This is a genomic window from Nocardia sp. NBC_00565, from assembly GCF_036345915.1.
Taxonomy (GTDB): domain Bacteria; phylum Actinomycetota; class Actinomycetes; order Mycobacteriales; family Mycobacteriaceae; genus Nocardia.
In genome coordinates this window covers 1544160-1568038 of record NZ_CP107785.1, presented here as the reverse complement: position 1 = coordinate 1568038, position 23879 = coordinate 1544160, and the positions used below count along the sequence as shown (strand labels likewise).

25 protein-coding genes and 1 pseudogene are annotated in these 23879 nt (G+C 66.1%); 14 read left to right on the top strand and 12 right to left on the bottom strand.

Annotation, left to right across the window (positions count from 1 at the left end; all coding sequences use genetic code 11):
* The first annotated feature begins 99 nt into the window (after positions 1-99).
* The 7 genes from OG874_RS07605 (at position 100) to OG874_RS07575 (ending at position 7009) form a co-directional block, all read left to right on the top strand.
* A complete protein-coding gene (locus tag OG874_RS07605) occupies positions 100-900 on the top strand; it encodes an NAD-dependent epimerase/dehydratase family protein (RefSeq protein WP_330254405.1) in 801 nt (266 codons plus the stop codon).
* 39 nt (positions 901-939) lie between these two features.
* The gene (locus tag OG874_RS07600) at positions 940-1206 is read left to right on the top strand and encodes an MFS transporter (protein WP_330254404.1); all 267 of its coding nucleotides are present in this window, start codon (positions 940-942) and stop codon (positions 1204-1206) included.
* A 101-nt stretch (positions 1207-1307) separates the two neighbouring features.
* Positions 1308-2195, top strand: coding sequence for a LysR family transcriptional regulator (locus OG874_RS07595; protein ID WP_330254403.1), 888 nt, complete (start codon positions 1308-1310; stop codon positions 2193-2195).
* A 12-nt stretch (positions 2196-2207) separates the two neighbouring features.
* Positions 2208-3122, top strand: coding sequence for a 5-dehydro-4-deoxyglucarate dehydratase (kdgD, locus tag OG874_RS07590; RefSeq protein ID WP_330254402.1), 915 nt, complete (start codon positions 2208-2210; stop codon positions 3120-3122).
* Positions 3119-4261 (top strand): L-talarate/galactarate dehydratase, encoded by a 1143-nt coding sequence (locus OG874_RS07585; RefSeq protein ID WP_330254401.1) that lies wholly within the window; start codon positions 3119-3121, stop codon positions 4259-4261. The genes kdgD and OG874_RS07585 overlap by 4 nt, the downstream gene beginning before the upstream one ends.
* Before the next feature lie 16 nt (positions 4262-4277).
* A complete protein-coding gene (locus OG874_RS07580; RefSeq protein WP_330254400.1) occupies positions 4278-5729 on the top strand; it encodes an aldehyde dehydrogenase (NADP(+)) in 1452 nt (483 codons plus the stop codon).
* Entirely contained in the window at positions 5726-7009 is a 1284-nt protein-coding gene (locus tag OG874_RS07575; protein ID WP_330257214.1) for an enolase C-terminal domain-like protein, read from the top strand. Before OG874_RS07580 ends, OG874_RS07575 begins: the two co-directional genes overlap by 4 nt.
* A gap of 118 nt (positions 7010-7127) precedes the next feature.
* Here OG874_RS07575 and OG874_RS07570 read toward each other — a convergent pair whose 3' ends face one another.
* Both OG874_RS07570 and OG874_RS07565 read right to left on the bottom strand, forming a co-directional pair.
* A complete protein-coding gene (locus OG874_RS07570; protein WP_330254399.1) occupies positions 7128-8348 on the bottom strand; it encodes an acyl-CoA dehydrogenase family protein in 1221 nt (406 codons plus the stop codon).
* A gap of 65 nt (positions 8349-8413) precedes the next feature.
* Entirely contained in the window at positions 8414-8929 is a 516-nt protein-coding gene (locus OG874_RS07565; RefSeq protein WP_330254398.1) for a hypothetical protein, read from the bottom strand.
* Positions 8930-9513: 584 nt separating this feature from the next.
* Here OG874_RS07565 and OG874_RS07560 point away from each other — a divergent pair.
* Together OG874_RS07560 and hsaA are read left to right on the top strand one after the other, a co-directional pair.
* Positions 9514-9876, top strand: a pseudogene (locus OG874_RS07560) (GMC oxidoreductase); the annotation flags it as partial.
* Between the two features lie 74 nt (positions 9877-9950).
* Entirely contained in the window at positions 9951-11111 is a 1161-nt protein-coding gene (hsaA, locus tag OG874_RS07555; protein WP_330254397.1) for a 3-hydroxy-9,10-secoandrosta-1,3,5(10)-triene-9,17-dione monooxygenase oxygenase subunit, read from the top strand.
* Positions 11112-11128: 17 nt separating this feature from the next.
* Here the strand turns inward: hsaA and OG874_RS07550 are convergent, their stop codons facing one another.
* Positions 11129-11668: a flavin reductase family protein gene (locus tag OG874_RS07550; protein WP_330254396.1), complete on the bottom strand. Its 540-nt coding sequence runs from the start codon at positions 11666-11668 to the stop codon at positions 11129-11131.
* A 284-nt stretch (positions 11669-11952) separates the two neighbouring features.
* A complete protein-coding gene (locus OG874_RS07545) occupies positions 11953-12849 on the bottom strand; it encodes an IclR family transcriptional regulator (RefSeq protein WP_330254395.1) in 897 nt (298 codons plus the stop codon).
* A gap of 235 nt (positions 12850-13084) precedes the next feature.
* Between OG874_RS07545 and OG874_RS07540 the strand changes: the two genes are divergently transcribed.
* Positions 13085-13462 (top strand): hypothetical protein, encoded by a 378-nt coding sequence (locus tag OG874_RS07540; protein WP_330254394.1) that lies wholly within the window; start codon positions 13085-13087, stop codon positions 13460-13462.
* Positions 13463-13541: 79 nt separating this feature from the next.
* Here the strand turns inward: OG874_RS07540 and OG874_RS07535 are convergent, their stop codons facing one another.
* The 5 genes from OG874_RS07535 to OG874_RS07515 all read right to left on the bottom strand — a co-directional run bounded on the left by OG874_RS07535 (position 13542) and on the right by OG874_RS07515 (position 16983).
* Entirely contained in the window at positions 13542-14564 is a 1023-nt protein-coding gene (locus tag OG874_RS07535) for a CocE/NonD family hydrolase (RefSeq protein WP_330254393.1), read from the bottom strand.
* On the bottom strand, positions 14540-15151 hold the full coding sequence (locus OG874_RS07530) for a CocE/NonD family hydrolase (protein WP_330254392.1): 612 nt from the start codon (positions 15149-15151) through the stop codon (positions 14540-14542). Before OG874_RS07530 ends, OG874_RS07535 begins: the two co-directional genes overlap by 25 nt.
* The gene (locus OG874_RS07525) at positions 15148-15759 is read right to left on the bottom strand and encodes a TetR/AcrR family transcriptional regulator (protein ID WP_330254391.1); all 612 of its coding nucleotides are present in this window, start codon (positions 15757-15759) and stop codon (positions 15148-15150) included. The genes OG874_RS07530 and OG874_RS07525 overlap by 4 nt, the downstream gene beginning before the upstream one ends.
* Positions 15760-15821: 62 nt before the next feature.
* The gene (locus OG874_RS07520; RefSeq protein WP_330254390.1) at positions 15822-16712 is read right to left on the bottom strand and encodes an alpha/beta hydrolase; all 891 of its coding nucleotides are present in this window, start codon (positions 16710-16712) and stop codon (positions 15822-15824) included.
* Between the two features lie 31 nt (positions 16713-16743).
* Positions 16744-16983: a hypothetical protein gene (locus OG874_RS07515; RefSeq protein WP_330254389.1), complete on the bottom strand. Its 240-nt coding sequence runs from the start codon at positions 16981-16983 to the stop codon at positions 16744-16746.
* Positions 16984-17166: 183 nt separating this feature from the next.
* On the opposite strand from OG874_RS07515, the gene OG874_RS07510 reads away from it, so the two are divergent.
* Positions 17167-18561 carry an amidase gene (locus tag OG874_RS07510; RefSeq protein WP_330254388.1) on the top strand — a complete coding sequence of 465 codons (1395 nt, stop codon included), beginning with the start codon at positions 17167-17169 and terminating at the stop codon, positions 18559-18561.
* Positions 18494-18790 (top strand): hypothetical protein, encoded by a 297-nt coding sequence (locus OG874_RS07505; RefSeq protein ID WP_330254387.1) that lies wholly within the window; start codon positions 18494-18496, stop codon positions 18788-18790. The genes OG874_RS07510 and OG874_RS07505 overlap by 68 nt, the downstream gene beginning before the upstream one ends.
* A gap of 13 nt (positions 18791-18803) precedes the next feature.
* Here OG874_RS07505 and OG874_RS07500 read toward each other — a convergent pair whose 3' ends face one another.
* Positions 18804-19706, bottom strand: coding sequence for a DMT family transporter (locus OG874_RS07500; RefSeq protein ID WP_330254386.1), 903 nt, complete (start codon positions 19704-19706; stop codon positions 18804-18806).
* Positions 19707-20026: 320 nt separating this feature from the next.
* On the opposite strand from OG874_RS07500, the gene OG874_RS07495 reads away from it, so the two are divergent.
* Positions 20027-20530, top strand: coding sequence for an Lrp/AsnC family transcriptional regulator (locus tag OG874_RS07495; RefSeq protein ID WP_330257213.1), 504 nt, complete (start codon positions 20027-20029; stop codon positions 20528-20530).
* Positions 20531-20667: 137 nt separating this feature from the next.
* Complete coding sequence (locus OG874_RS07490) at positions 20668-22044, top strand: FAD-dependent oxidoreductase (RefSeq protein ID WP_330254385.1); 1377 nt, start codon at positions 20668-20670, stop codon at positions 22042-22044.
* Positions 22045-22053: 9 nt separating this feature from the next.
* Here the strand turns inward: OG874_RS07490 and ald are convergent, their stop codons facing one another.
* Both ald and OG874_RS07480 read right to left on the bottom strand, forming a co-directional pair.
* Positions 22054-23160, bottom strand: coding sequence for an alanine dehydrogenase (ald, locus tag OG874_RS07485; RefSeq protein WP_330254384.1), 1107 nt, complete (start codon positions 23158-23160; stop codon positions 22054-22056).
* A 184-nt stretch (positions 23161-23344) separates the two neighbouring features.
* Positions 23345-23863, bottom strand: a complete 519-nt coding sequence (locus OG874_RS07480) for a PadR family transcriptional regulator (RefSeq protein WP_330254383.1) — start codon at positions 23861-23863, stop codon at positions 23345-23347.
* Positions 23864-23879: the final 16 nt, after the last annotated feature.

Below are 23879 nucleotides of genomic sequence, written 5' to 3'. Positions count from 1 at the left end.
GACCCACACCATACTTGCCCTCGCGCCACAGGAGGACACGATGTGCGAAAACGACAGTTCTGCGGGCACTTTCGACTACGTGAGCGAGATCGATGCCGCATGAACGATCACCGAATACTCATCACCGGCGCGGGCGGTGGTATCGGCACGCTGATGCGGCCCCGCCTGCGACGCCCGGATCGCGTACTGCGGCTATTGGATCTGATCGAACTCCCCGCGCCGACATCCGGCGAACGGGTCGAGATCGTCACCGGATCGCTCACCGACGCCGCGACGATGACCGCGGCCTGCCGAGATGTGGATGCGATCATCCATCTGGGTGGCATAAGCCGAGAAGACAGCTGGAACAACGTACTCGCCGCCAATATCGACGGCACGCAGACAGTGCTGGAGGCCGCGCGCCAAGCCGGCGTTTCGCGGGTCGTGCTCGCCTCGAGCAATCACGCCGTGGGTTTCCGCGGCGTCGGCGATGAGCTCATTCCCGGTGATGCCGCCGCGCGACCGGATACCTATTACGGCGTCAGCAAAGCCGCGGTCGAGGCGCTGGGCAGTCTCTATCACTCCCGCTTCGGCATGGACGTGATCTGTGTCCGGATCGGTTCGTGTTTCGAGCGCCCGCATGATGTGCGCGGACTGTCGATGTGGTTGTCCCCCAACGACTGTGCGCGACTGTTCGAAGCCTGCCTGGCCGCCGAACGTCCCGGCTATCGAGTGATCTGGGGCGTCTCCGCGAATACCCGCGCGGTCGTATCCCTGCGCGAGGCCGAGGAACTCGGCTATCGAAGCGAGGATGACGCCGAGCGGTTCGCCGCCGATCTGTCCGCCGTCGCCGATCCGGGTCCATGGCTCATCGGCGGTCCTTTTGTGGAAACGCCGCTCGGCAAACCGAATCCTCGCTGACTTTTGATTTTTGCTCCACCGCGAAAGAAGCGCAGCACCATGCAATTCAAGGCAACGACGGCCGCACCGAAATCGGCGCTCGCATCCAATGTCAAATTTCTCTATTTCTTCGGCGCCCTCGGCGGCATCCTCTTCGGCTACGACCTCGGAGTCATCTCCGGGGTGCTGTTGTTCATCAAGAAGTCCTGGCAGCTGACCTCGCTGACGCAGGGCGTGATCGGCGGCTGCTTGGCCGCCGGCGCGGTGATCGGCGCGGCCATCGCCGGACGGATCACCGACGATGAATACCTTTCCGGTATCGGTTGATGCTGAATTAGCGTTGGACGAGTATCACTACCGGGTCATAACCTGCGGACAGGGCAATCTACGGGCGAGGCGGAGTGGACGCCGCAACGCAGGAGGAAACGATGTCGATGCTGTCGCTGGAGCAGGTCCGCGGCTTCGTCACGGTGGCCGAGGAAGGAAATTTCCGCCGGGCGGCCGAGCGGCTGCGGATCACGCAGCCGCCGCTGAGCCGTCAGATCCAGAAACTCGAGCGCGATATCGGCGTGGAGCTCTTCGATCGCACCCAGCGACAGGTCCAGCTGACTCCGGCCGGGGAGGTCTTCCTGACCGAGGCGCGCCGCTTGCTCGCCCTGGCCACCGCGGCGCCCGGCACCGCCCGTCTCGTCGCGGCAGGCGGGGCGGGCACGGTGCGAATCGGCTTCACCGCCGCATCCGGTTTCGGTTTCCTCGGCCGGTTCCTGAACCACATCGAGGCGGGGCTGGACCGCGTCGAGGTGGTGCTGCGAGAGATGGTGAGTTCGGACCAATTCGAGAATCTGCGCAGCGGCAGCCTCGATCTCGCACTGGCCCGCCCACCCTTCGACCGCACCGAATTCGATTCGCGGATCGTGCATTCCGAGGGATTGATCCTGGCCGTGCCGGAAGGGCACGAACTCGTTGGCGAGGGTCCGCTGGCCATCGAGGAACTGGGCGGCGAGACGCTGCTGGTGTACGCACCCGGCCCGGCGCGCTATTTCGCGGACCTGGTCTCGGGCATCCTCGCCGCCGTGCCCTACACCGCCACCCATGAATTGACCCAGGTGCACACCATGCTCGCGCTGGTCGCCGCCGGCCGCGGCCTGGCGCTGGTGCCCGAAACCGCCACCCATCTGCATCCCGACGGCGTGCGGTTCCGGCCGCTCGATGGCGTCGAGGATCCCGTCGTCCTGCACGCGGTCTGGCGACGCGACTGCGCCAATCCGGCGCTGCACCGAGTGATCGAGCTACTCGACGCGCTGCCGCCGGCTTAAGGAAGGAACCACATGTCACATCTGTCTGCCGACGAGTTGGGCCCCGCGCTGGGTCAGGGGTTGTTGTCGTTCCCCGTCACACATTTCGACGCCGATCTGGCCTTCGACGAGGCCGCCTACCGCAAACACATCGCCTGGCTGGCCCAGTACGAGGTGGCGGGTCTGTTCGCCGCGGGCGGCACGGGTGAGGGCTTCTCGCTGACGCCGCCCGAGATCGACCAGGTGGTGCGGGCCGCGGTCGCCGAGACCGGCGGCCGGATCCCCGTCGTCGCACCGGCCACCGCCGGCACCGCATCGGCGATCGAACAGGCCCGCTCCGCCGAAGCCGCTGGGGCCGAAGGCATTCTGCTGTTGCCGCCCTATCTCACCGAGGCCGGCCCGGAGGGGCTGGTCGAACATGTCGCTGCCGTCTGCGCGGCGACCTCGCTCGGTGTCATCTTCTACAGCCGCGCCAACGCTACCTGCAATGACGTGACGTTGGCGCGGATGGCCGAACGCTGCCCGAACCTGGTGGGGTTCAAGGACGGTGTCGGCAATATCGAAACGATGACCCGGATCTACGCCCGGCTCGGTGACCGGCTCACCTACATCGGCGGGCTACCGACGGCGGAGACCTTCGCACTCCCCTATGCCGAAATGGGCGTTACCACTTACTCATCCGCGATTTTCAACTTCGCCCCGGAATTCGCGCTCGACTTCTACCGGGCGGTGCGGGCCCGCGACCGCGACGAGGTCTACCGGCGGCTGCGCGAATTCGTCATCCCCTACCTCGATATCCGCGATCGTGGGCCGGGCTACGCGGTATCGATCGTGAAGGCCGGGCTCGCCGCCATCGGTCGTCCGGCCGGCCCCGTGCGGCCACCACTGACCAATCTGACCGAGGCCGAACTCGCCGAACTGACCGCATTGGTGGTGACGATCGGATGATCATCCACAACGCCGCGACACTCGATCGCATTACCGACGTCACCATCTCGTCGGTCACCTTGCCGCTGCCCACCGGCATCAGCGACGCCAAGGTGCTCACCGGCCGACAAAAACCGATGACCGAAGTAGCCGTACTCTTCGCCGAGATCACCACCGCCGCCGGACTGCAAGGCATCGGCATCAGCTACTCCAAACGCGCAGGCGGACCCGGCCAATTCGCCCACGCCCGCGAACTCGCACCGGCCATGCTCGGCGAAGACCCCAGCGACATCGCCAAGATCTGGGACAAACTCATGTGGGCCGGAGCCTCCGTCGGCCGCAGCGGACTATCCGTACAAGCGATCGCCGCCTTCGACGTCGCACTGTGGGATCTGAAGGCCAAGCGCGCCGGACTGCCACTGGCCAAACTACTCGGCGCACACCGCGATTCGGTGCGCTGCTACAACACCTCCGGCGGCTTCCTGCACGCACCGATCGAGGAAGTACTCGACCGGGCGACGGCCTCGCTCGAACAGGGCATCGGCGGCATCAAAATCAAAGTGGGACATCCGGATAACGCCGTCGACCTCGCCCGGCTCACCGCAGTACGAGAAAAACTCGGCGACCGTGTGCCGGTGATGGTCGACGCCAACCAACAGTGGGACCGGGCAACCGCACGACGCATGTGCCGGGCCTTCGAGCCGTTCGGGCTGGTATGGATCGAAGAACCCTTGGACGCCTACGACTTCGAAGGCCACGCACAACTCACCGCCACCTTCGACACCCCGATCGCGACCGGCGAAATGCTCACCAGCGTCGCCGAACACACGCAACTCATCCGAGCCCGCGGCGCGGATATCGTGCAACCCGACGCACCGCGCGTCGGCGGTATCACCCAGTTCCTCAAGGTGATGGCACTGGCCGACAGCGAAAACCTCCAACTAGCACCACATTTCGCTATGGAGATACACGTCCACCTCGCCGCCGCCTATCCGCGCGAGCCATGGGTCGAGCACTTCGAATGGCTCGACCCACTGTTCAACGAACGACTCGAAATCGCCGACGGCCGCATGCACCTGTCCGCACGCCCCGGCCTCGGCGTAACCATCAGCGACCAAGCCCGCGCCTGGACCGTCGCCGAACATACCGTGCAGGCCTGAACCAAGGGAGATCTCGATGGATACCGCCCCTGACGAACTACAGCGAATCATCGCGGCAGCGACCGAAGCCGCGGCTCATCTCGCCGACACCACACCTACCGAGCGGGCGCAGTGGCTCACCCGCATCGCGGATGCCCTTGATGCCGCCGCCGACGAACTCGTACCGCTCGCCGCAGCCGAGACGCACCTGCCCGAAACACCCCGTCTGCGTGGGGAATTGACGCGCACCACCTTCCAGCTGCGCCTGTTCGCCGACGTGCTCGCCGATGGCGAATTCCTCGCCGCCACCGTGGATCACGCCGATCCGAGCTGGCCGATGGGTCCGCGACCGGATATCCGGCGCGGCCTCGTCCCGATCGGCCCGACGCTCGTGTTCGCCGCGAGCAACTTCCCGTTCGCATTCAGCGTCGCGGGCGGCGATACCGCGTCGGCACTGGCCGCCGGCTGTCCGGTTGTCCTCAAGGCTCATCCGGGCCACCCGCGACTCTCGGAGCGGACCGGCGAGATCATGCGCGAGGCGCTGATCGCGGCGGGTGCCCCCGCGGGCGCTTTCGCGGTCATCCACGGCGTCGAGGCGGGTATCAGCGCGCTGCGCCATCCGGATATCGCCGCCGCGTCGTTCACCGGGTCGCTGTCGGGCGGCCGGGCGCTGTTCGATATCGCCGCCGCACGGCCACGTCCGATCCCGTTCTACGGCGAACTCGGCAGCGTCAATCCGGTAGTGGTCATGCCCGGCGCGGTGCAGGCTCGCGGACAACAGATCGTCGAGGGGTTCGTCGGATCGTTCGCCCTCGGCGCGGGACAGTTCTGCACCAAACCCGGTGTGCTGCTGCTGCCTTCGGACCACGGGCTGACCGACGCACTGGCCACCGCTGTCGCTGCCGTGCCGGGACAACGCCTGCTCAACGATCACATCGGCAAAAGCTTCCGATCGCGAGTCACCACCCTGCGCGAATATCCCTCCGTCACCGCGATTTCGGCCCCGCCGATCGATGACGATCTGCTCGCACCGACCTTGCTGAGCGTGCGCGCCACCGACTTCCTGGCCGCAGGAGAAGCCTTGCAGGCCGAATGCTTCGGCCCGGCGGCACTGATCGTCGAATACGCGAATGCCATTGAGCTGCAACAGATCCTCGACCAGCTCGAACCCGGCCTCACCGCCACCGTCGTCGCGGAGGATGCCGATATCGACGCCGTCCGCCCACTGCTGCCCGCCCTCACCGCACTCGCCGGTCGGCTGCTGTGGAACGACTGGCCCACCGGCGTCACCGTCAGCTGGGCCCAACAGCACGGCGGCCCCTATCCGGCCACCACCGCACCGACCACGACCTCGGTCGGCACCGCCGCCATCACCCGGTTTCTGCGGCCGATCGCCTGGCAGGGCTTCCCGGACCGCCTGCTCCCACCCGCCCTGCGCGAGGCCAACCCATGGCGGCTGCCGCGCCGCGTCGACGGAAAGCGAGACTGACCATGTCACCCGTCATCACCGACGTCCGATTGACGCCGATCCTCATCGCCGACGCACCTCTGCTCAATGTCGGCGGCGTGCACCAGCCGTACACGCCGCGACTGATCGTCGAGATCGAAACCGACAGTGGCGCGCACGGTCTCGGCGAAACCTATGGCGACCGCGTCTACCTCGATCGCGCTGCCGACCTCGCCCCACAACTGATCGGCATGCCGGTAGCCTCGATCAACGCGATCCGCCTGCTCGGCACGAACACCGACGCCCAGTTGCTGATCGCCAATCCCATCGCGGGCGGACTGCGCGGCACACTCACCACCGATAAGGTCCGCCTCAGCGTGATCTCGGCCTTCGAAACCGCCGCGCTCGACGCCCACGGTCGCGAACTCGGTCTGCCGGTGCACGCGCTGCTCGGCGGCAAGGTCCGCGATCGCGTCGACTACTCCGGCTACCTGTTCTACAAGTGGGCCGAACATCCGGTTCCGGATGCTCCGAGCGACGAATGGGGCGAGGTCGTCGACCCGGATGGCGTGGTGCGCCTGGCCGAAAAGTTCGCCGCGTACGGCGGATTCCGCTCGTTCAAACTCAAGGGCGGCGCATTCCCACCCGATGAAGAGGTCGCCGCGATCGAGGCCCTGGCCAAGGCGTTCCCGGACCACCCGCTGCGCCTGGACCCCAACGGCGGCTGGTCGCTGCCCACCGCGACCGCTGTCGCCGAACAACTCTCGGGCGTCGTCGAATACCTCGAGGACCCGACCGCCCGCCTCGACGATATGGCCGAAGTGCATCACCGCACCGCAATGCCATTGGCCACCAATATGATCGTCACCGCCATCGAGGAGATCCGCCCCGCCTTCGATATCGATGCCGTCCAGGTCGTACTCTCCGACCACCACTTCTGGGGCGGCCTGTTCGCCACCCGCGACCTCGCCGCCGTCTGCCGTGCCTACGGCAAGGGCATCTCGATGCACTCGAATACCCACCTCGGTATCAGCCTCGCCGCCATGACCCAGGTCGCCGCCACCGTCGCCGACCTCGACTACGCCTGCGACACCCATTACCCCTGGCAATCCGAGGACGTCATCACCGAACCGTTCACCTTCCGCGACGGCGCGATCGAGGTCGGCGACCGCCCCGGCCTCGGCATCGAACTGGACCGCGATACCCTCGCTCACCTGCACGAACGATGGTTGGCGCGACCGGCTATGCGCGAGCGGGACGACGTCGCCGCCATGCGCCTGGTGAACCCGACCTACCAGGCACCGAACTCACCCAAATACTGAGTTCCGGAACAACCATATTCCGATACCTGGCGGGTAATCGATCCGACCACAGCAGCGGCGGCTCGATCAGATGATCGTCGGTCGACAGCAACTTCATCGATGGCTGTAAGGGCAAATTTCACCTCCCGACCGCCGGCATGGCCGGGTCGCGCGGCAACCCCAGCACTTGCTCGGCAATCGTATTGTGCTGGATCTCGGTATTCGCCCCGATCGTGGCGGCTCGCGTGCGCAGGAAGCCCGATACCCAGCGGCCACGCTGCACCGCGTGCGGATCTTGCCGGTCCAGGATGCCGTAGGCGCCGAGCAGATCGAGCGCGAACTCGTACAGATCCCTTTCGAAGGTAACGATGAACAACCGCGCGGTGGACGACGCCGGGCCGGGTTCGCCCCTGGCCATGATGTCGGCGATGGTCCGCATCCCGGTCAGCCGCATGATCCGGATCCGAATCTCGAAATCCGCAAGCCGATCGCGCACCAGCGGATCGGCCGTCACACCGCGCTCGCGCGCCAGCTCGATCAGCTCGTCGAGCACGTGCCGGTAGAGCACGGCCGGATTCATCGCTGCGGCCGCTCTCTCATGGCCCGGGCCGGTGCGTACCAGCGGCCAGCCACCGTTCTCCACGCCGATCCGGTTGGCCACCGGAACTCGCACATCGTCGAAGAGGATTTCGCAGAAATTCGCGTCGCCGGTCAGGTCGAACAGGGGCCGGACGGTCACTCCCGGAGCGTCGGCGTCGATCAGCAGGTAGCTGACGCCGTCCTGTCGTGATGCGGGCGGCCCGGTGCGGACGAGGGTGAAGATAATATCGGCGATCTCGGCCGCACTGCTCCACACCTTCTGACCGTTGACGATGTACTCGGCGCGCAGGTCGTCCGTGCCACCGCCCGCCCGCCGCGCCGTGGTGTGCAGCGCTGGCAAGTCCGATCCCACGTCCGGCTCGAAACAGCCCTGTGCCCAGACCGTGTCGCCGCGCAGCATCGGCCGCAGGAACCGCTCCTTCTGTTCGGCCGTGCCGTATTCGATGATCGTCGGGGCCGCGATGCCGAGCCCGGTGCCCAACGGCCCGGGCACCCGGGCACCCGCGTACTCCTCCTGATAGATGACCTGACGGACGAAGTTCAACCCCATCCCGCCGTACTCGCGGGGCCAGCCCGGTCCGGCGTATCCGGCGTCGAAAAGCATTGCCAGCCAAGCCTTCCGCCACACCAGCCGCGCCGCGGGGTCCTGCGGCCGCCGACCGGGATGACGGTCGGCCAGAAAGGTCCGCAGGCGAGCCCGGAACTGCTCGTCGGTATCGGCCGGATCGTCACGGCAGTCGAGCGGCGTCGTCGAGGTCACCTCAGTTCTCCTCAGTTCAGCGCGACTCCATGCGAATGACGCTGTCGCGCGCGCAAGCCGGGCGATCAGCAGCCGGCCGGTGCGCCGCCCTGAATCTTCAGCAGGCCGCAGTATGTCAGCGCGGCGACCTTCCACTGCCCGTCGATATTGACGGCTTTACCGTTCTGATTCGGCAGGGCCGGGCTGCCGTTGATCAGAATGCTGTAGGTGACCGTGGCATTCGCGGTGTCGTCGAGTTTCACATCGGCGACCGTTGCGGTGGAACCGGCCGCCATGGGGCTGCTCGCCTGCTGTGTGATCGCCGCGGCGAATGTCGAGCCGTTCTCGACAAGGGTGATCTTCTTGTCGGCGGGCGTATTACCGTCGAAGAAGGTAACGAAGGCGTCGGTAATTTCCTTGACCGCCGGATCGCTGGAATTGGTGGCCTGCGAAGAAGTCGCCTGCGCGGCGGCGGCGGTCGTCGCGGCAGCGGTGCTCTCGGCAGAGTTGTCGGTCGAATTGGAACAGCCGATAACGGTCGCTGCGGTAATTGCCACGGCCCCGGCGGTAGCGAGGATTCGGCGAATGATCAGTTGATTCATGGTGCGTCCTTGCACGGGATAGGTGATCCGTAGTTGATCGTGATCGCATTCGCCTCCACAGACGCGGAGACGAATGCATATCGCCATCACAGCTCCCCGGCGATCACCGCGTATCCGTTCTTCCGTTCAGTGGTAAGACGGTGCTCGAATTTTGTCGACGCCACCTGGACAGCCGCTCCTACCTAGCGAAACCTCACCGAGTAGAGCCCTCGGACTCGACATCATCGCCGACGATCGCTCCCGGTTTCCGGTGAGCGAGATGAACCGACGGACCACAAGTCGATCTTGTATCTTCCGCGAATCGACTTCGACCAGGGGCCACTCTTCCCAGGCCGATATTCGTCGCCGTGAACCCCTGATGGGTTCGGTCCCCTGTGGTCTGGAGGTCACTAATGTCTGTATTCACCCGCCGGTCCTTTCTCGGTGGTGTCGCCGGTGCCGGAATCGCGTTGGCGAGTTCGGGGACCGCCCTCGGCAGCAACGTCGCCGACCGAGTGCGCCGGATCGGTGTCGTCCGCGAGGACCATCGGGTGATCGTCAACGGGTCCGGATTCGGCGGTGGCATCACCGCGCTGCGTTTGGCGCGCGGACGCTTCGAATACGACGCGGCGAAAGACGACGCCATACTCCGCTGGCCGAAGGACGGCGACTCGGTGGCGCAGAACGGCACCATCGGCCCCTTGGTGCAAAAGATCGCCGGTCCCGCAAGCGTCCTCAACGACACGAACGCGACATACCCCTCGACCTGGCATCCGCTCGGCGGCGCCGCCATGGGATCGGTATGCGATCTGGAAGGCCGCGTGCACGGACAGCGGGGCCTGTACGTGCTCGACGGCGCACTGCTCCCGGGCAACTCCGCGGGCTGCAACCCGTCGATGACCATCGCGGCCGTCGCCGAACGCGCACTCGACCAACTCGTGGCCCACGACGTCGGTTCGATCATTTGACCAACCGTTTCTGACGTACTTAATATCAGCGGCGCTGATCAGCGCGATCCGAGCAGGTACTCGAAAGAACCGGCATGAACGAAGACGTGGCCGCATCGGTACGAGAGTTGTTGCCCGCGCTGGCAGAACGGGCGGCGCGGGTCGACGAGACCGGTGCGATATCGGAAAAAACGCTGACCGAATTGGTCGGCACCGGTATTTTCCGGCTGCTACAACCGATATCGCACGGCGGTCTGGAGACCGATCCAATGTCCTTCTACGATGTGGTGCGCGCGGTCGCCAGCGCCTGCGGCTCGACCGGATGGGTGACCTCGGTGCTCGGCTTGGGTCCCTGGCATGTGGCACTTTTCGACGAGCATGCCCAACACGATGTCTGGTCGGATAACCCGGACACATTGATCTGTTCGTCGTATGCGCCGGTCGGGCGATTCGTTCCGGTCGCCGGGGGCTATGAAGTCACCGGCCACTGGAGATTCGCCAGCGGATGCGCGCACGCGTCGTGGGCATTGCTCGGCGGCACCATCATGGCCGAGAACGGCCAGCCGGTGGACATTGTCACTGGGCTCGTCCCCCGTGCCGACTACCGGATAGCGAAAGTATGGGATGCGGCCGGGCTACGCGGCGCCGGCAGCGATGACCTGCATGTCGATCGGCTTTTCGTCCCGGATCATCGGACGCTGCCATTCTACGATGTCGCGCTGCGACGCAGTCCCGGCCAGCAGGCGCACCCGGGCGCGCTCTACCGGATGCCATACGGCGCGATGTTCAACTACACCCACACCACGCCCATGGTCGGGATGGCACAAGGTTGCCTGGACGTGTTTCTGGCGCGGATGAGAGACCGCGACCAGCTCAATTCCGGTAGCGGCGGTATCACCGCAGACCAACTGACCGCGGCGGCGCGAGCGAGCGCCGAAATCGACGCGGCCATCCTGCAGATGAGCAGAAGCCTTCGCGACCTTTACGACTGCGCTCGCGGGCAGCAGGAGGCTCCGATCGAGCTGCGGTTGCGGGCCCGTCGGGATCAGGCGTTGGGCGCGGAACGAGCACTGAATTCGATCGACCAGGTGTTCGCGGTGACCGGCGGAATGGTGCTGCGCCGCCGCAACCCGATCGAGCGGACTTGGCGCGATGCACACATCGCCGGCTTTCACGCGTCCAACGAGGCCGGTACGGCGCTGACGTCCTACGGTCGGGGGATGTTCGGTCTCTCCGTCGATGACATGCTGATCTGAGCCGGAATCTTCCGGAGTTACCACCAGCCGACCAGCCGGTCCATCAGCAGTGTGGCACTGGCCAGGTAGTCACCGTAGCCGCCCCGAAAGAACAGCAGCGGTGTCCGCACCGACTCGACGTTCAGATTGCCGACCCGGCCGACGACCAGGTAGTGATCGCCGATCTCGACGATCTGTTCGACGGTGCAGTCGACCCACGCCACGACACCGTCCAGCACGGGGTTGCCCAGCGACGACGGTGTCCATGTCACGCCGTCGAACCGGTCGCCTCCTCGGGTCGACATCCGGCGTGATAGTGGCTCCTGATTGCCCGCGAGCACGTTCGCACAGAATCGGCCCGTCTCCCGGATCATCGACAGGGTCGCGGAGGACCGGTCCGCCAGGAAAGACACCAGCGGTGGCTCGAGCGAAACCGAAGTAAAGGTTCCGACGATCATCCCTTGCGGACGCCGGTCGGCGGCCGTGGTGGTAATCGCAACCACACTCGTCGGAAAATGACCTAGGACGTCGCGGAAGCGCCTGGCATCCAACGCCACCGGTTCCGGAAGCGCACTCATCGGGGTCCCTCACCTTTCGGGTTCGCGGGCGAACAGGTGGCCGACCGCTACCTAGAGTTTGGGTCAGCGACCATCGGCACACGCCGCGCTTTCCACACACCGGAATCGACGCGTCCGCAGCGCCCCCGTCCTGCCTCCGGTCCGCGCGGCCCGGAACCCTCTCCCGCTCAGCGGAATCCGATCAGCCGCCTCGACACCGGAGCACCCACACTGCGGACGGCAGGAAACCGATGGCTGTCGACTCGCTCGGCGACGCCGTCAGACGGCGGATTCGGTACGGAACCTCAGAACCATGCGCCGCGTTCACCCAGCGCGACGATACGCCCGAGCGTCGCACCGAGCACCGGTGTTTGCGGCGTATCCCGCATGACAACAGGTTTCGCACGCGGGGGATGCTTGCACGCAGCGTCACCGATCAGCTTTTCCGATATCACGTGCGCGGTGTTGGCAACCAGCGGCGCCAGCCGATGGAGCACTGCTTGCGTGTCGCTGACCAGCGAGATACCGCCGATGGGCCCGTCCGGGCTGCGTACCGCCGCGCCGACGCACGCGATGCCAGGGAAGCACTCCCCGGACTCGAAGGCCAGACCACTGCGAGCGCGAATGCGGATCAGCTCCTGGTGCAGAGCCGGGAGAGCGCCGATACCGCGCGTGGTCCGCGTGGCGAGGACGCCCCGGTACAGATCGTCTATCTCTTCCGGAGACAACCACGCGAGCATGCTCTTTCCGACGGCCGTGTGCTGCGCGGGCACCCGTCCGCCGACCACCGACGGCACCTGGACCGCGGCCCTGCCACCGAACTTGTCCAGGTAGCAGACCTGCGTTCCGTCCAGCACCGCCAGATGCACGACCATTTCCGTGCGCACCGAGAGCGCGTGCAGCAGCGGGAAAGCCGCCGCACGCAACGCACTCTGCCCGACATCCTTGGCACCCAGCCCCAAAGCCCGCGGACCGAGGCCGTAGTCGCGACCATTGCGATCGAGCCAGCGCAGCCGCACCAGTTGTTCCAGAATGCGGTGTGTCGTCGAGCGCGGCAGATTGGTCCGGCCTGCGACCTCCTCCAGAGTGAGCCGCGTTTGCGGCGCGCCGAACGAATCCATGATCAGTGTCATCCGTTCCACCATCGACAGCGGCAGCTCATGCCGCTCACCGGCGGGGTTGTCGCTCAACACTGAGATCATGAGACCGCCTCCATCGTCGGAGTTTGAACTTCGGCGTGAGTGTAGCTAAAGAGAATCCTCAATTGGGCGGATATCGAAAAGTTTTATCGACATCCACCGCCCAGCTCGGCTAACTTCTAATCAGCGGTAGTGTCGTTAAAACGGATTTAAGTACACTTTTTGGTCGCGAGGAAGATGGAACAGAGAACCCACGACGCACCACCGGCCGCGCCCACTCGATCGACAGGAGCCGGACATGACATACGCACTCTCGTCCACCGAATCGACCTTCTCGGGGAAGTCTTTCCTGTCTGCCACGCTCGACAGCGCACACCGTTGTCCCGCCCGGTCCGACTACATAGAACTGCGATTCACGTCCTCGGCCGGCTCCTGGCAATGGTGCTTTCCCGAGCCGCCGCACGGGGCGGACGCCGAGCCGCGGGCCACCGAATCACTCGCGCTGACGTTCGGGCGCTACGGCGCACAGGCCCACCTCATTCGGGACGGCGCACTCGGGCCCGCGCTACCGAGCCCGGCGACGTTGCCGATGATCCTCGCCGGCACGCGGATTTTCGTCGAACGCCGACTGGTCATCCCCGGCTGGCCCACCGCAGGCAAGGGCCCGGCCGCGTAGATGAGCGGCACCCTCGTCGTCCAGCAGCCGGACGTGGTAGCCGGCGCTGGTCGAACGAGTCGGGACAGCATCTATAGGGTTACGGTGCGTCCGCGACCGGCAGGATCACTGCCGATGGGTGCCCGGGATCGTGGTACACGGTTTGTTCGGCGGCCAGCAGGGTGATCGCCGTAGCGTGCGACTCCCCGGTCCCAGGATTGCGGGCATAGCGGGGGAACGCGCCGCTCGAGACCTGCACTCGGATGCGGTGGCCGCGCTTGAACCGGTGCGCGGTCGGCCACAATCGCACTGTGGCACACCGTGTTTCGTCGGCGTCCGACAGACTGACGAGCCCGTCGCAGATATTGCGCGAGCGGCCGCGCGGGTCGACGTCGCAGAGCCGGACGAACACGTCGGCGTACCGGAGACTGGACCGGAACCAGATCTCGGCGCTCACTTCACCGATGATCTCGACATCGTGGTCGAGGATTTCGGTGGTGTAGACGAGTACATCGGCCCGCGCTTCGAGAACGCGGTTGTCCTTGCGGCCACCGCCGAAGGTGCCACGCACGCCCGCGACGGCCGGCGTCGGGTCGGCGGGATCGTATCGGTAGTGGTCGGGTTCCGACGCCGCCGCCGAGGCGATAGCCAGCCCGCCGCCGGCCTGCAAATGAAACCGTTGCGACGCATAGCCTTTCGGTGGCCATGAGTCGAAATCGCGCCACGCCTCCTCGCCCATGATGTACAGCCGTACCGGCTTGCGCTGTGGCGGCTGTTGTCCGCGGGCATGAGCGAGGCCGAATTCCAACGCCTCCAGCATTCCCACATTGTCCTGCCGGATGTGTGTCCACGGTCCGATCGTCAGCCGGGCGGGGCGTTGTTCGTCCTGCAGCGCCTGGAAGTCGCGCAGCTGGCCGGGCAGGAAGATGTCGTACCAGCCGCCGATCGAGCTGACCGGCACGGTGACATCGGCGACGCGGTGGCGGTGGTCCGCCTCGGCCCAATACGGGTCCTCACCATGGTGGGTGAGCACGTCCTGGATGTAGTCCGACCGGCGCCCCAAGGCGACGACGTCCGCCTTACCGAGCGGCAGGGCGTTCATCGCACGCCGGGTCTTGCGCATCTGCAACGGTTGGCGCAACACGGCGAACGGACGTCCTGTATCGCGGTCAGCACACCCCACTGAAATGGCGCCTCCAGCGAAAACCCTTCGGGGCGTATATGTTCCAGGCTCAGCGCCGACTCGGTCACCTGCGGGATCATGGCCTTGACCTGCGGCGGCAATTCGTCGGCCACCGCCCACTGCACGTATCCCAGATAGCTGACGCCGGACAGCACAATCGCTTCCCCGAACCAGGGCTGCCGCACGACCCAATCGATAGTGGCCAGACCATCGGCGCGTTCCTGCCGCAGCGGCGCGAAAGTGCCACCGGAACCGAACCCACCGCGCACACTCTGCAGCACCACTTGGTAGCCGCGCTCGGCCAGCGGCCGCGCCATCGACGTGCCGAAGATCCCGCGCCGCCCGTACGGGCTGCGTATCAGCGCGACCGGCAGGCCCTCACCTCCAGCCCGCGGCGCCCACCGGTCCGCCAGCAGCTCTACTCCGTCGGGCATCGGCACCGGCAGATCTCGCTGCACGACCACATCCCTGGTCACCGGCGGCGGCAATTCGAACTGGCGTTGGATGAGACGGCTGATCAGATTCATTGCTGTTCCTCGCCTTTGGTTGCCACGGCCGGCTGCGCTGCCCGATCCAGCAGGACCGACGTGACCCGCATCAGCCGGTCGGCGAACCGCTCCGGATCGAGCGGATCTTCGCCCTCGACCAACCAGGTGTTGATGAACGCCGCCGCCCCGCCGGTCAGATATGTGGCGAGGTCATCAACCGTGTTCTCGTCCAAGCGCGGCCCGTACAGCTCGCGAACGACGTGCCGGTTCACCGGCACGAGCAGGTCGGCGAGCCCTTTGTTCAGTGCGAACGCGGACGGGCTGGTCAACAGTGCCCGGTAGAACACTCGATGTACGGCGAAATGCCGGACCACCGCGAGAGTTCCATCGCGACCACGTACCAGCGTCCGCTGCGATAGCAGTTCACTGCGCACGAGATCCAACGCCGCCTCGAGCAGCAGCGAATCCCGATCACCGAACTGCTGATACAGAACCGGTCGGCTCACGTCCGCGGCCTCGGCGATATCGGTGACCGACACAGCCGCCGTCCCGCGTTCGGTCACCACCGCGATCGCGGCCCGTATCAACGCTGCCCGCGACCGCCGCACTCGCCGATCGGCCGCAGGCTCTGGGCTCGAGAAGTCCACACACCGATACTAAACAGCAGTATATTAGTTTACAAGTGTAAATCTTCCAGTCGATCCAGGCACTATCCGCTCAGGTTGGCGAGCAGGAAGTCCCGGGCGACGCTGGATGCTCGTTGGAACTGCTCCTCGTACACCGCGAAGTGGGTGCCCGGGATCAGGGCGAGTTGTTTGGGTTCCAGCGCCTCGGCGTAGCTCTGCAGCGCGATATCGGCGGGTGTCAGGGTGTCCTGATCGGCGATCACCATCAGCAGGGGTGTCGGGGACACGCGGCGCAGGAACGCTTCCGGGGCGTAGGACTGGAACTTGTCGACGCTGGAGAGGGTGACCTCGTTGCGCCAGGTCGGGATTTGCGGTCCGTTGGCCATCAACCAGTTGTAGACCTCGATACCGGGCATGGCGACGAGTTCGGTCGGATCATCGGAGGCCGCCTTGATCGTCTGATGTGGTTTGCCCGAGGCGCGGGCCTGGCGGTCGGCGGCGATCCCCGCATGGACAGCAGGCAACATGATGGAGGGCACCAAGCTGCGAAAGTTGGCCCAGCCGTTGGTCAGTGGCACCTGCGATACGACCGCGCGCACGCGCCGGTCGGTCGCCGCGACCACCAGGACATGGCCGCCCGCGAAACTGGTTCCCCAGATGCCGATGCGTTCCGGGTCGATACCGTCGAGGGTCTGCGCGAAGGTGATCGCATCGCGGTACCCCTCGATCTGCGCGAAAGGGTCGACCTCGAAACGTGGTTCACCATCGGAAGTCCCGAATCCGGGGTGGTCGTAGACAAGACAGGCCAAACCGGCCTTGCTGAACACTTCAGCGAACGGGGCAACCCATTCCTTGACGCCCGCGAAGCCGTGCGTCATCACCACCAGCGGGACGAGCCCCGACGCCTGCTCGGGCCGATACAGCCAACCCCGCAAGGTCACTGCGCCACTGGTGAATTCGACATCGACACGCATCGCACTTCCTCCCATTACATCCGTCTCGTAATCAAAGTACGGCGCGGGTGCTGTGCTGTCGAAGGCTCCTCGGCTCCCCGCGCTGGGGATCCACCGTCACCAGCCGAGACCACGTGGGTCGAGGCAGACTACGCCGAAGCCGAAGGCCACAGGCCTTGGTGCCGAAGTGGTAGCCGACCGCCGCGCTGTTGCCCTGCCCGGCGGCCGCACCGACCGAAGCCGGGACCCGCAGCACGCCGCAGATCGGCGCCGCGGTGCCCGTACTCGCCATCGCCGGGACATCCTCGCCGTGCTCCCGCGAACCCCGCCTGAGAAACGCCGAGAATATTGATGTCAGCGATAATGAACCCAGCGCCCGTACGCTGCGTATTGACTGCCGAATGGTCGTTTGACTAACTACCGTCGGGTGCTCGGATCAGCCCACGCGACGTGTGGGTCAAGAGGAGCGATAGAGATGGATCTGCGCGAGGTCGTAGCCTCCGGTGTGCTGGAGCAGCGGGAGCTGCTGAATCAGGGCGTCGTTTCGGCCCGTGAACTGGTCGAAGCGACCCTCGACGGTATCGAGCGGGCGAGCGAACTCAATGCGTTCACCCGCGTGCTGCGCGAACAGGCCATCGCCGAAGCCATCGAGCGAGATCAGCGACGCGGCGCGGGCGCGGCCCTCGGCCCGCTGCACGGCATCCCGATCGCGATCAAGGACGAAATCGACGTGGCAGGCGTCGTGACGACCTTCGGCACCCGAGCCAACGAAACCCCGGCGCCCGCCGATGCCGAGGTGGTCCGGCGGTTGCGGGCGGCCGGCGCCGTCATCGTCGGCAAGACCACCATGCCGGAGTTCGGGCAGTGGCCCTACACCGAGTCGAGCACCTACGGACTGACCCGCAATCCATGGGACCGAACCCGCTCGACCGGCGGCTCCAGCGGTGGTTCCGCCGCGGCGGTGGCGGCGGGACTGGTGCCGGTCGCGCTGGGCGGTGACGGCGGTGGCTCGATCCGGATTCCGTCCGCCTGCTGTGGCCTGTTCGGCCTGAAGCCCCAGCGCGGACGCGTACCGAACGCACCGCACGCACACCTGTGGTGGGCGCTCGGCGTCGTCGGCCCGCTCACCCGCAGCGTGCTCGATTCCGCGATCGTCTACGACGTGATCCGCGGCAACGCGCCCGTTGACCGCTTCCAGGCGCCCGATCCGGTGCTGTCATTCGAGGAGGCCGCACGCCGGACACCCACCGGCCTGCGCATCGGCTACAGCACGAAATCACCGACGCTGCTGGCCAAAGCGGATCCCGAGCATGTGCGCGCGGTGCGCGATACCGCCGAACTCCTCGCCCAACTGGGCCATACGGTCACCGAGATCGATCCGCACTACCCCGATTTCACGTTCGCCTTCTACCCGCAGTTCTACGGCGGCATCCGCGCCGAGATCCCGTTCGTCGATCACCCCGAACGCCTCGAACACCGCACCCGCCAGACCGTCGCTCTCGGCGCGTGGGCGCGCCAACCCGTCGTCGACTGGGCCATGCGTCGCGGAGAAGCCGTGGCGCGCAAGGCCGATCGCATCTTCGACCAGTGCGATCTGCTGCTGACCCCCACCATCGCGAGCCGACCGCCCCGGGTCGGTGTCCTCGACGGCGCGAACAGCGTCCGCGCGCAACTCGCCTCGATTCCGATGATCGCCTACACCGGACTGTGGAATGCGACCGGGCATCCAGCCGCAGCGCTGCCCGCGGGCATCTCGACCGACGGCCTCCCGCTCTCGGTGCAACTGGTCGGTCCGACCAACGGTGAGCCGACGATCCTGTCCGTCGCCGCACAACTCGAACAGGTCCGGCCGCACCCCCGCCCTGCCTAGTCAGAAAGCCCGTGGATGCGACGGCAACCTGCAATCGCGCCACGAAGGCGGGAAACTGACCTTCATCGAAGTCGAAGGCGGCACGCGGGTCGTCTGGACCACGACCGCCGAGGCCGCGCTGCCTTTCGCCGCCGACGCGGTCACCCGAGCGCTCGCCCCGGTGATCCTCTACTCCTTCGGGAAGGTGCTGGATGCCGCCGAATCCGCACTGGCCCAAGCGAATCGGTAGTCGGGTCGCCTGATCAACGGTCGCGCGCGCCGAGTGTCAGGAACGCCAGCCCGAGGGCCGTCACGGCCAGCCCACACCAGGACACCATCGGCAGCCGTTCCCCGATGACGACCACGCCGAGCACGGCCGCCACGGCGGGCTCGGCCAGCGTCAGCGTCGTCGCGACCTGGGCCGTCGTATGCCGCAGTCCGAAGCCGAAGAGCCGGTAGGCGACGAATGTGGTGAACACCGCGAGATGTAGCGCCACCACCATCCCGCGCCCGGTGTGCAACCAGGATGTGTTGGTGCACAACACAACCGGGAGCACGAGCAACCCGGCTATGCCGAACATCGTGCCCATCACCGCGTTCGACCCATGCCCGTGCGTGATGAGCCGGCCGCCGATAAGCGAATAGACGGCGTAGGTGAGTCCGCCGAAAGCGGCGAGCACAATGCCGAGCAGGTCCACGGATGCGGTGCCACCCGACAACTCGGGTCCGAGCACGAGCACCGCGCAGCCGAGCACGGCCGCGGCGGTCGCGCCGATCCAGCGCCCGGTCGGTCTACCCTGCCCGACCGCCCAAGCGAGCAGCCCGGCGAAAACCGGCGCGCTACCGAGTGCGATCACCGTAGCGACGGCCACCCCGGTCCGGGCGACGGCCGGATAGAAGGTCACTGGATACCCCGCCACCGCGAGCGCACCGACGGCAACCAGCCACCACTCATGGCGGGTACACACCAAACGCGCACCGCGCGTGGACAAGAACAACAACAGCCCGCCGAGCGCCAACCCGGCGGAGCCGACCGCCGCCGCGGGCGCACCGGCTGGAGCCAGTGAACTGGTGGTGCCGGTGGTCCCCCACAACACCGCCGCGAAGAGGATGGGGACAGGCCCGATGCACGGGGATTGCGCTCGGATACCCGAACGCCCAACCATCACAACAGATTTGAAATCAGCCACAGTCGTGAACTTCCGTCGTCGAATTCGAAAGGGATTCGAAACGGGCGCACGACATCACCCCGGGGCTGCCCACCGGGTCAGCCGGGACCGCGAATCAGAAATTCAGCAGGTGCGCCCGATCAGGCGCACGGCGGCGGCGTAACCGCATGCCAGTAGATGTCCACGCGACGATCCTAACGGCCCGCACGCGCCGGCGCTCGAGCGGGGTTCAGGTCCGCTGAACATAAGTTCCCGCATCGGGCCCACATCGAATGATCTTCGTTAGGGTTGGGTGCGTGAGGAAGAATGATTCACCGATCGGCGCACCAGCCGGTGCCGTACGAACTCCCCCGCGCCCAGCGGTGCAGCTGGACGATATCGACCGGATCCTGCTCGATCAGCTGGCGCGGGACGGGCGGATGACCAATAGCGCGCTCGCCGATGTGGCGGGGATCGCGCCCTCCACCTGCCTGGGCCGGGTGCGATCGTTGGTGGAGCGCGGCGTGATTCGGGGATTCCACGCCGATATCGACCCGGCCGCGCTCGGGCGCAATCTGCAGGCCATGATCGCGGTTCGGGTCCATTCCAACGCACGTCCGCACCTAGCCGAGTTCGGGGAACAATTGACCGAACTCGGCGAAGTGCTGAACGTGTACTTCATCGCGGGCGCCGACGACTATCTGATCCATGTCGCCACGGCCGATTCCGAGGGGCTGCGCGCCTTCGTGCTGGAGCATCTGAGCGCCCATCCCGCCGTCGCCTCGACCGAGACGATCCTCATCTTCGAGCACGTGCGCCCGAGAACCCGCCCGATGACGTGACCGCTGCGCGGGCCTCGGTGGCGAACCGGCGGTGCGCCGTGCGCCTGGTACAAGGTGCAGGACAACGCCTATCAGGGTAGGGTCGCCGTGCTCGGCCCGGCGCCGACCGAGGGCCGGGCCTGCATGAGGAGGACACGGTGAGTCAGCGAGGTTACCGCCGTGCCGGGGACCGTGCGGTGGTCCTCGGTGGCGGGATAGCGGGTCTGTTCGCGGCACGGATCCTGGCTGACCACTATGCGGCGGTTACCGTCTTCGAACGAGATCGGTTGACGGACGACGGAACCAACCGCCGGGGAGTTCCGCAGGCCCAACATTCGCACGGCTTGCTGATGCGCGCCGCGGACATCGCCGAGTCGCGATTTCCCGGCCTGATCGACGAGCTGGTCACCGACGGCGCGAAGACCGTCAGCGCATTCGACGATTTCCGAGCGATCTTCTTCGGAAACGTCCTCCATCGCGCTGCCCTGGGCAGAACTTCGATCGCCGCCAGTCGAACATTCCTGGAATCGCATGTGCGTGGCCGCGTATCCGCGCTGCCGAATGTGACGATATGTGACGACGCTGCCGTCGCCGGCCTGGTCGCATCCGATGCCGGCGTCGGCGGCGTTCGGGTGCTGCGCCGGGAGGCCAACGGAGAACCGGAGGCGATCCCGGCCGATCTGGTGGTCGACGCGATGGGCCGGGGTACCCGAGTCGGCGCCTGGCTCGAGTCGCTGGGGTACCCGCGACCACGCGAAGACCACGTTCCCGTCGATATCGGCTATGCCACTTGCCATTTCCGCCTGCCACTGGACGCCGTCGGCGGCGATCGGATCATCCTGGTCGGACCGATGCCGAGCCGGCCGCGCGGGTTCGGGTTCGCGGCACAGGAGGGGGATGTGTGGGTGCTGTCGGCGTTCGGCATCGGGAAGGACGATCACCCGCCGGCGAACCCCGGCGCGCTGCTGGAGTTCGCCGCGGAGTTCGCACCGGACGATGTCGCTACCGTGCTTCGCCGCGCAACTCCTATCGACGAAGTAGCGACCTACCGGTTCAAGACAGCAGTATGGCGCCGATACGAACGACTGGATCGTATTCCTGGCGGAATACTGTCGATCGGCGATGCGGTGTGTTGTTTCAATCCCATCTACGGCAGCGGAATGACCGTGGCGGCCATCGCCGCGGACCTGCTCGATGAGGTACTCCAGCAGGGCACCAAGGACCTGCCGCGCCGTTACTATCGCCGGGTGGGCCGCATGCTGCGCACCCCATGGTGGCTGACCAAGGTCAGCGACATCACGATGCCACCGGTTGCGGTCGGCTCACCGCGGGTGAAATCGCTCGCACATTCGGGCTTGAACACGGCGTTTCGGGCTGCGGCGGCCGACCCGGTGGCTGCGGCGACGTTTCTGGATGTGCTGAACATGACCAAGTCCCCGGTGCACATGCTGGAACCACGTGCTGCTGCCGCGATGGTCGGCCTGGGCCGTATTCGACAGCGCCGGTTGTCGCCGAATTCGGAGGGCGTCAGCTGAGACCGCGTATCAGGCGGCCAGCGTCTCGGCGGCGTAATTGTGTGCGGCCGCAACGGATTCCGACAGCAGCTGGCCGCGGTGCGTGCTCAAACCATTGGCCAGACCGGGATCCGCGGCGACCGCATCGCGCCAGCCCCGCTCGGCGAGCGAGATCGCGTACGGCAGTGTGGCATTGGTGAGCGCGACGGTCGAGGTGTAGGGCACCGCGCCGGGCATATTGGCGACGCAGTAGAAGACCGAATTGTGCACCCGGTAGGTCGGCTCGGCATGTGTGGTCGGCCGGGAATCCTCGAAGCAGCCACCCTGGTCGATCGCGATGTCCACCAGCACCGAACCCGGCTTCATCTGTGCGACAAGGTCATTGGAGACCAGCATGGGCGCCTTCGCACCGGGCACCAGCACCGCGCCGATCACCATATCGGCCTCCCGCACCAAGCTCTCCACCTCGAAACGGTTGGAGATGATGGTGCGCACCTGGCCGCGGTACTGCTCGTCCAGCGCACGCAGGCGCCCGATGTTCAGATCGAGCACGGTCACCTCCGCGTGCATGCCGACCGCGATGGCGATCGCATTGCTACCCGAGACACCACCACCGAGTACGACCACCTTGGCCGGACGCGCACCCGGCACCCCACCCATCAGCACGCCGCGCCCGCCACCGCTGCGCATCAGGTGGTAGGCACCGGCCTGCGGCGCCAGCCGTCCCGCGACCTCACTCATCGGTGCGAGCAGCGGCAGCGACCCGTCCCTACCGGTGACGGTCTCGTAGGCGATCGAGGTGATCCCCGAGTTCAGCAGCGCGTCCGTGCACTCCTTGGACGCGGCCAGATGCAGATAGGTGAACAGCAGCTGCCCTTCGCGCATCCGCGAATACTCCTCGGCCACCGGCTCTTTGACCTTGAGCACCATATCGGCGGTACCCCAGACCGCATCGGCGGTATCGAGCACCCGCGCCCCGACGGCCGCGTACGCCATATCCTCGAACGCCGACCCCTGACCGGCTCCGGACTCGATGTACACCTCGTGTCCGCGCGCGACCAGCTCGTGCGCGCCCGCGGGTGTACACGCCACCCGATACTCGTGGTTCTTGACCTCGCGGGGAATCCCGATCTTCATCAACACTCCTGTACGTCGATCCGGCAGGCAGGTGATCCGGTCGATCACTTCTGTTGAGACCGAGTATGAAGATCCTGCAAGATCGCGTCCATATCAGTGAAGATAGTTCTCAAAGTCATGTGGACACCATCATGATATTCAGAATTGAAGTTTCCGCGCCCCGTCGATCCGAAATATATTCGGGCTAGCGCTCGGGGATCTGAGTGAGGGCCCACTCGGCCCACTCCTGGTTCATCGCGTAGAAGCGTTTACCCCACTCCATCGCGATGCGGCCGTAGACGGACAGGTCGTTGTCCTCCCAGTCGATTGTGGCCTCGAGCCCGGCCAACTGGGCCTCGGCCTTCGCGGTGTCGGTTTCGACGCCGGACAGATATTCGCGGGCGTAGGCCTGCGGAACCACGCCGAGGAAGAAGACGCGCAGCAGCATTTCGTTACGCGCAACGCGTTTCGGTTTGGTCGTGGTGAGCCACTCCCGCATCTCCGCCAGGCCCGCATCGGTGATCGTGTACTCCTTGCGGCCGCGCGGGCCCTCATCCGATACCGCGATCGAACCCGCATCGGCGAGCTTGGTGAGTTCGGTATAGATCTGGCTCTGGGTCGCGGGCCAGACATTCGCCAGCGACACCTTGAAGCGTTGCAGCAGGTCATAGCCGCTGGCCGGACGATCGGCCAGCAATCCGAGCAGGGCATACCGGAGACTCATGCCATCATCTTACATT

Excerpts from the sequence above, each read along its gene's own strand:
- OG874_RS07605 (WP_330254405.1), top strand. The coding sequence starts at position 100 with ATGAACGATCACCGAATACTCATCACCGGCGCGGGCGGTGGTATCGGC.
- OG874_RS07600 (WP_330254404.1), top strand. The coding sequence starts at position 940 with ATGCAATTCAAGGCAACGACGGCCGCACCGAAATCGGCGCTCGCATCC.
- OG874_RS07595 (WP_330254403.1), top strand. The coding sequence starts at position 1,308 with ATGTCGATGCTGTCGCTGGAGCAGGTCCGCGGCTTCGTCACGGTGGCC.
- kdgD (WP_330254402.1), top strand. The coding sequence starts at position 2,208 with ATGTCACATCTGTCTGCCGACGAGTTGGGCCCCGCGCTGGGTCAGGGG.
- OG874_RS07585 (WP_330254401.1), top strand. The coding sequence starts at position 3,119 with ATGATCATCCACAACGCCGCGACACTCGATCGCATTACCGACGTCACC.
- OG874_RS07580 (WP_330254400.1), top strand. The coding sequence starts at position 4,278 with ATGGATACCGCCCCTGACGAACTACAGCGAATCATCGCGGCAGCGACC.
- OG874_RS07565 (WP_330254398.1), bottom strand. The coding sequence starts at position 8,929 with ATGAATCAACTGATCATTCGCCGAATCCTCGCTACCGCCGGGGCCGTG.
- hsaA (WP_330254397.1), top strand. The coding sequence starts at position 9,951 with ATGAACGAAGACGTGGCCGCATCGGTACGAGAGTTGTTGCCCGCGCTG.
- OG874_RS07550 (WP_330254396.1), bottom strand. The coding sequence starts at position 11,668 with ATGAGTGCGCTTCCGGAACCGGTGGCGTTGGATGCCAGGCGCTTCCGC.
- OG874_RS07545 (WP_330254395.1), bottom strand. The coding sequence starts at position 12,849 with ATGATCTCAGTGTTGAGCGACAACCCCGCCGGTGAGCGGCATGAGCTG.
- OG874_RS07540 (WP_330254394.1), top strand. The coding sequence starts at position 13,085 with ATGACATACGCACTCTCGTCCACCGAATCGACCTTCTCGGGGAAGTCT.
- OG874_RS07535 (WP_330254393.1), bottom strand. The coding sequence starts at position 14,564 with ATGCGCAAGACCCGGCGTGCGATGAACGCCCTGCCGCTCGGTAAGGCG.
- OG874_RS07530 (WP_330254392.1), bottom strand. The coding sequence starts at position 15,151 with ATGAATCTGATCAGCCGTCTCATCCAACGCCAGTTCGAATTGCCGCCG.
- OG874_RS07520 (WP_330254390.1), bottom strand. The coding sequence starts at position 16,712 with ATGCGTGTCGATGTCGAATTCACCAGTGGCGCAGTGACCTTGCGGGGT.
- OG874_RS07515 (WP_330254389.1), bottom strand. The coding sequence starts at position 16,983 with ATGGCGAGTACGGGCACCGCGGCGCCGATCTGCGGCGTGCTGCGGGTC.
- OG874_RS07510 (WP_330254388.1), top strand. The coding sequence starts at position 17,167 with ATGGATCTGCGCGAGGTCGTAGCCTCCGGTGTGCTGGAGCAGCGGGAG.
- OG874_RS07500 (WP_330254386.1), bottom strand. The coding sequence starts at position 19,706 with ATGGTTGGGCGTTCGGGTATCCGAGCGCAATCCCCGTGCATCGGGCCT.
- ald (WP_330254384.1), bottom strand. The coding sequence starts at position 23,160 with ATGAAGATCGGGATTCCCCGCGAGGTCAAGAACCACGAGTATCGGGTG.
- OG874_RS07480 (WP_330254383.1), bottom strand. The coding sequence starts at position 23,863 with ATGAGTCTCCGGTATGCCCTGCTCGGATTGCTGGCCGATCGTCCGGCC.